The organism is Bacteroidota bacterium (assembly GCA_030706565.1).
GTDB lineage: Bacteria > Bacteroidota > Bacteroidia > Bacteroidales > JAUZOH01 > JAUZOH01.
The window spans coordinates 1-2,690 of record JAUZOH010000476.1; the positions used below are offsets into that span (position 1 = coordinate 1).

Sequence of the window (2,690 nt, forward strand, 5' to 3'; positions counted from 1 at the left end):
TTATGGATATATTCCCGCTGCTGAGTTGTAATCTTGACAGAGATATTAACTCTTCGGCAGTATGTAATTGCTTTTTCAATTGAATTGCCATTTGACGCGTGGAGTTAAATTCATTTGATAATTGCATGATTTGCTGGCTGTACTGTGCCTTGAAAAAGCTTTCATAATTTGCACGGGTATTCTCCGAAATGGCCAGTTTCTGGTAATCCAGTTTCTTCTGGTTCCCGTCAAAAATGGGGATGCTGAAATTTAAACCTGCGCTATAGCCGAAATGCTGATATGCGGAAGATAAGGTGCTGCTGTTTAAACCGGCATCGGCAAACCAGCTTAATTTTGGAAGGTATCTTAAATTAACGGCCTGTTTGCTGTTTTCAATTTTGAGGCTGTCAATTTTAAATTGAATGAATAGCGGGGAAGTTTGAAGATTAGTTAAGGTAGCCTGTCCTATTTCAGGAAGGCTTAATACTGCCCTGGCTGTATCCGTTATACCGCAAATTTGGTTCAATCCAAGTATATCTTTTTTGAGCTGGTTGTCAAGCTGCTGAATCAGCATCTCCTGGGTCTGTGTTTCAATAGTGAAGGAAAGAAAATCTGTTTGTTTATATATGCCTTGTTCCACCAGCTGTCTCAATATATCCCTTTCTTCATAAATGATTTTTAGAAATTTTTTGTTGAATTCCAATTCACTGTAATCGGTATATGCTGTGAGATACTGGTCTGTAATCGTGCGTTTCAGGTCGGCTGTTGATATTTTTGTTGCATTGGCCACCGAACGTTTCTGAATGTTTAGGTTTTCGTATTGGTTGGCTAAATTTTTCCGGTTAAAAAAAGGTTGGGAAATGCTTACAACGGATGAGTAATTTCCTCCGTTGGTGATGGCTTCGTCGTAACCAAAGTTCCTGTATGAAGGGGCATACAATATCTGGGCGTTTGCACTTACCTGTGGCATCTGGACCGCTTTGACCGATAAACTGTCCAGGGTGGAAATATCGATACGGTTTGAGTAGTCCTTAAGAAGGGGGCTGTTTTTCAGACCGGCCTGGATATAATCATCGAGGGTCTGGGCCTGTATAAAAGCTTCTGTCAAAAGGGGAAAAGCTACCAGAAATGTTAAATAAACATGAATAATCTTCATCATATCCTGAAATTTTTATCAATAAAAATTGGGATATTTTATTAATAACATTAGACCAGATTAGATCATATCGGGTTTAACGTTAAAAATAATTTTAAATCCTGCAAACTTAGGCCGTGACTTTGGAGAAACTTGGGATTTCATACAAAAAATCACCAAAAATAATAAACAAAGAAAGTAAAAAATTGAATAAACCGTAAGATAAAAACTTAAGACATGATTCAATAAGTTTGGGCTGAATTATAGATGATTACAAGATTTAAGGCTTTAATTTAGATAAAATCGTGAAGATTAAACCACTTCTATTCTCCGTGCTCCTGGCCATTTCATACCCACTTTATACTCTATGATCTCCGTAACTTACTGGTCACTTGCAAGAGGATGAATTAACTGAACGATAAATTAAACCAGTGCTTTTTTTTATTCAAACTCATTTAACCTGAAAGTGTTTGGTGGCAGAAATTGATATTTTTAATCCATTTTAAATATCTTTGCAAACTATGAATAATGGACTAAAAAATATTTTTTAGTCCGGATTGTTTAATTGAAAATTTAATTGTTCAGGATGAAAGAATATAAAAGATATCTTCTTACTGCAGCTTTACCTTATGCCAACGGGCCGGTTCATATTGGCCACCTGGCCGGTGTATATGTACCGGCTGATATTTATGCCCGTTATCTCCGTTTGAACGGGGAAGATGTGAAATTCGTCTGTGGCTCCGACGAACACGGGGTGCCCATAACTATCAAAGCCCGGCAGGAAGGAGTCTCTCCACAGGTAATTGTTGACAAGTACAATAAAATTATTAAGGATTCATTTGCGGAGTTTGGCATTTCGTTTGACATTTATTCGCGTACCACTTCCAAAACCCATGCAAAGACTGCATCCGAATTTTTCCGCAATTTGTATGACAAAGGATTGTTCATTGAAAAGACTTCCGAACAATATTATGATGAAGAGGCTCAGCAGTTCCTGGCCGACCGTTATATCTCCGGCACCTGTCCTCATTGTGGAAACGAAAATGCTTATGGCGACCAATGCGAAAAATGTGGTACTTCCCTTAATGCCACTGACCTGATTAACCCGCATTCGACCATCAGCGGGAGCAAACCTGTTCTGAAAAGTACCAAACACTGGTTTCTGCCTCTCGACAAATATGAAGCATGGCTTAGAAAATGGATACTCGAAGATCATAAGGAATGGAAGACCAATGTTTACGGGCAGTGTAAATCATGGCTCGATCAGGGCTTACAACCCAGGGCTGTCAGCCGCGACCTTGACTGGGGAATTCCTGTCCCTGTTGACGGGGCAACCGGTAAAGTTCTTTATGTATGGTTTGATGCTCCTATAGGCTACATTTCTGCAACCAAGGATTTGACGACGGATTGGGAAAAATATTGGAAAGATCAGGACACCAAGCTGGTCCATTTTATCGGGAAAGACAATATCGTTTTCCATTGCATCATTTTCCCTTCCATGCTGAAGGCCGACGGTTCATATATCCTGCCCGATAATGTACCTGCCAATGAGTTTTTGAACCTGGAGGGGGATAAA

General features: G+C 39.5%; 2 protein-coding genes. One reads left to right on the plus strand and one right to left on the minus strand.

Annotated features, from left to right (window positions below):
- Nucleotides 1-1,138 (minus strand): TolC family protein (locus Q8907_15720; protein ID MDP4275718.1); only part of this gene is annotated, 1,138 nt, incomplete at its 3' end.
- A gap of 562 nt (nucleotides 1,139-1,700) precedes the next feature.
- Between Q8907_15720 and metG the strand changes: the two genes are divergently transcribed.
- Nucleotides 1,701-2,690, plus strand: a 990-nt coding sequence (metG, locus tag Q8907_15725) for a methionine--tRNA ligase (GenBank protein ID MDP4275719.1), incomplete at its 3' end; no start/stop codon positions are given.